Annotated in this window: 2 protein-coding genes; both read right to left on the bottom strand. The window is 64.7% G+C overall.

What is annotated here, in order from left to right; genetic code table 11:
* Window positions 1-241: 241 nt before the first annotated feature.
* Window positions 242-1,081, bottom strand: coding sequence for a type I methionyl aminopeptidase (map, locus tag VJ811_RS02870; protein WP_324070769.1), 840 nt, complete (start codon window positions 1,079-1,081; stop codon window positions 242-244).
* Window positions 1,082-1,250: 169 nt separating this feature from the next.
* Window positions 1,251-3,399 (bottom strand): ATP-dependent Clp protease ATP-binding subunit ClpA (gene clpA / locus VJ811_RS02865; RefSeq protein ID WP_324070768.1); only part of this gene is annotated, 2,149 nt, incomplete at its 5' end.

Below are 3,399 nucleotides of genomic sequence, written 5' to 3'. Positions count from 1 at the left end.
CCGGATGGGCGGGTGGCGCAAGCGGGAAAATGGGGGGTGGGTGGAGGGCGCGCGCCTACTTGTCCTCCCCCTTGATGGGGGAGGCAGCGAGACTTGCCAGCTTGCTGGCTAGTCGCAGCGGTGGGGGGGTGCGGTCTCGGCCTGAACCTACGCCGCGATGACGCACCATCCTCCTCATCCAACTGCGCCTAGCCACTTCGCGGCAAGGCTCCGTATCCTTCTCCCATCAAGGGAGAAGGAATCAGGCCCACGGCGGCGCGTTCAGACCCGTCGGGCTCGCGGTGAAAATCTCGCAGCCGGTTTCGGTGATGCCGATGCTGTGCTCGAACTGCGCCGAGAGCGAGCGGTCGCGGGTGACCGCGGTCCAGCCGTCGCTCAGCATCTTCACCGCATATTTGCCGGTGTTGATCATCGGCTCGATCGTGAAGAACATGCCGGGCTTGAGTTCGGGGCCGGTGCCGGGGCGGCCGGCGTGGACCACTTCGGGCGCGTCGTGGAACATCTGGCCGAGGCCGTGGCCGCAAAAGTCGCGGACGACCGAATAGCGGTGGCGCTCGGCGTGTTGCTGGATCGCATGCGCGACGTCGCCCATGCGGTTGCCGGGCTTCGCCTGCTCGATGCCGAGCATCAGGCATTCGTAGGTGATTTCGACGAGGCGCTTCGCCTTGATCGGTACGTCGCCGACCAGATACATGCGGCTGGTGTCGCCGTGCCAGCCGTCGACGATGCTGGTGACGTCGATGTTGACAATGTCGCCCTCGCGCACCGGCTTGTCGTCGGGGATACCGTGGCAGACGACATGGTTGATGCTGGTGCAGCAGCTATGCGTGAAGCCGCGATAGCCGAGCGTCGCGGGGATACCGCCGCCATCGAGCATCATCGTGCGGACAAGGTCGTCGATCGCCGCGGTGGTCACGCCGGGCTGAACGAAGGCGACGAGCGCGTCGAGGATTTCGGCCGACAGCCGCCCCGCCTTGCGCATGCCGGCAAAGCCCGCCTCGTCGTGCAGCTTGATCGTGCCGTCGCGCACGGGGGTGGGGCTCGCCGCGTCGGCGGTGGTTACGGAAACATAGTCGTACATGACTCGCGATATAGGCGATGTGGCGCTGAATTGCGAGGGTAGTAAGCCCCTCCCGCTTGCGGGAGGGGTTTGGGGAGGGGGTATGGCGTTGCCAAGCCCTCTCCGCTGCGACTAGCGGGCAAGCCCGCAAGTCTCGCTGCCCCTCCCGCAAGCGGGAGGGGAGCAGGTGTCACTCCGCCGCCTTTTTCGCCTTGTCGGCTTTCGGCTTGCTCTTGCTCGCCTTGGGCGGCGCCGGGACGATTTCGAAGGCGAGCGGATTGCCGACCTTGGCGTCGTCGCCGGTCTTCATCTTCACCTTGACCTCGCCGCCATGAACGAGCTTGCCGAACAGCAGTTCCTCGGCGAGCGGCTGCTTGATCTTTTCCTGGATCAGGCGGCCCATCGGACGCGCGCCATAGAGCTTGTCATAGCCCTTGCCGGTCAGCCATTCGCGCGCCGCATCGTCGAGCTGGATATGGACGTTGCGGTCGGCGAGTTGGAGTTCGAGCTCGAGGATGAACTTGTCGACGACGCGCGCGACGACTTCGGGCGGCAGATAGCCGAAGGGCACGATCGCATCGAGGCGGTTGCGGAATTCGGGGGTGAAGAGATTCTTCACCGCTTCCTCCTGCACATCCTCGCGCGTCGATGCGCCGAAACCAATCGATTCGCGCGCCATGTCGCTTGCCCCCGCATTGGTCGTCATGATCAGGATGACGTTGCGGAAATCGACCGTCTTGCCGTGATGGTCGGTCAGGCGGCCATGGTCCATCACCTGCAACAATATGTTGAACAGGTCGGGATGCGCCTTTTCGATCTCGTCGAGCAGGAGCACGCAATGCGGATTCTGGTCGATCGCATCGGTGAGCAAACCGCCCTGATCGTAGCCGACATAGCCCGGGGGCGCACCGATCAGGCGGCTGACCGAATGGCGCTCCATATATTCGGACATGTCGAACCGCTGGAGCGGGATGCCCATGATCGACGCGAGCTGCCTCGCGACCTCGGTCTTGCCGACGCCGGTGGGGCCGCTGAACAGATAGTTGCCGATCGGCTTTTCGGGATCGCGCAGGCCCGCACGGCTCAGCTTGATTGCCGACGAGAGGACCTCGATCGCGGTGTTCTGGCCGAACACGACGCGTTTGAGGTCGGTCTCGAGGCTGGCGAGCGTCGCCTTGTCGTCGCTCGACACCGATTTGGGCGGGATGCGCGCCATCGTCGCGATCACGGCCTCGATCTCCTTGGCGGTGATCGTCTTCTTGCGCTTCGACGGGGCGACGAGCATCTGCATCGCGCCGACCTCGTCGATCACGTCGATCGCCTTGTCGGGCAATTTGCGGTCGTTGATGTAGCGCGCCGACAGGTCGACCGCGGCGTTGATCGCATCGGGGGTGTAACGCACCTGATGATGCGCCTCGAACGCGCTGCGCAGCCCGGCAAGGATTTTCTTGGTGTCCTCAAGCGTCGGTTCGACCACGTCGATCTTCTGGAACCGGCGGAGCAGCGCGCGGTCCTTTTCGAAATGGTTGCGGAACTCCTTGTACGTCGTCGAGCCGATGCAGCGGATCACGCCGCCCGACAAAGCGGGCTTGAGCAGGTTCGACGCATCCATCGCGCCGCCGCTCGTCGCGCCGGCACCGATGACGGTGTGGATCTCGTCGATGAACAGGATCGCGTGCGGCAGCCCTTCGAGTTCGGTCACGACCTGTTTCAGCCGCTCCTCGAAATCGCCCCTGTACCGGGTTCCGGCGAGCAGTGCGCCCATATCGAGCGAATAGATGACCGCGGGCAGCAGCACCTCGGGCACGTCGCCCTCGATGATCTTGCGCGCGAGCCCCTCGGCGATCGCGGTCTTGCCGACGCCGGGGTCGCCGACATAGAGCGGGTTGTTCTTCGACCGGCGGCAGAGGATCTGGATCGTGCGGTCGACTTCGGCATTGCGGCCGATCAGCGGGTCGACCTTGCCGATCTTCGCCTTTTCGTTGAGGTTGACGGTGAACTGGTCGAGCGCGGTTTCCTTCTTGGACTTGCCGCCGCTGTCCTTGTCCTTCGTCTCTTCCTTTTCCTCGGGCTCGGCCTGCGGCGAGGGCTTGCCGCCCTTGCCGACGCCGTGGCTGAGGTAGGAGACCGCGTCGAGGCGGGTCAGGTCCTGCTGCTGCAGGAAATAGACGGCGTAGCTTTCGCGTTCGGAGAAGAGGGCGACGAGGACGTTGGCGCCCGTCACCTCGTCCTTGCCCGACGACTGGACGTGCAGGATCGCGCGCTGGACGACGCGCTGAAACCCGCTGGTGGGCGACGGGTCGCTGTGCCCCTCGACCTTCAGACTGTCGAGTTCGGTG

Source organism: Sphingopyxis sp. (assembly GCF_035250425.1).
Classification (GTDB): domain Bacteria; phylum Pseudomonadota; class Alphaproteobacteria; order Sphingomonadales; family Sphingomonadaceae; genus Sphingopyxis.
Note: the sequence above shows the minus strand (reverse complement) of the source record. Positions and strands in the feature narration are given on the sequence as shown.

Excerpts from the sequence above, each read along its gene's own strand:
- map (WP_324070769.1), bottom strand. The coding sequence starts at position 1,081 with ATGTACGACTATGTTTCCGTAACCACCGCCGACGCGGCGAGCCCCACC.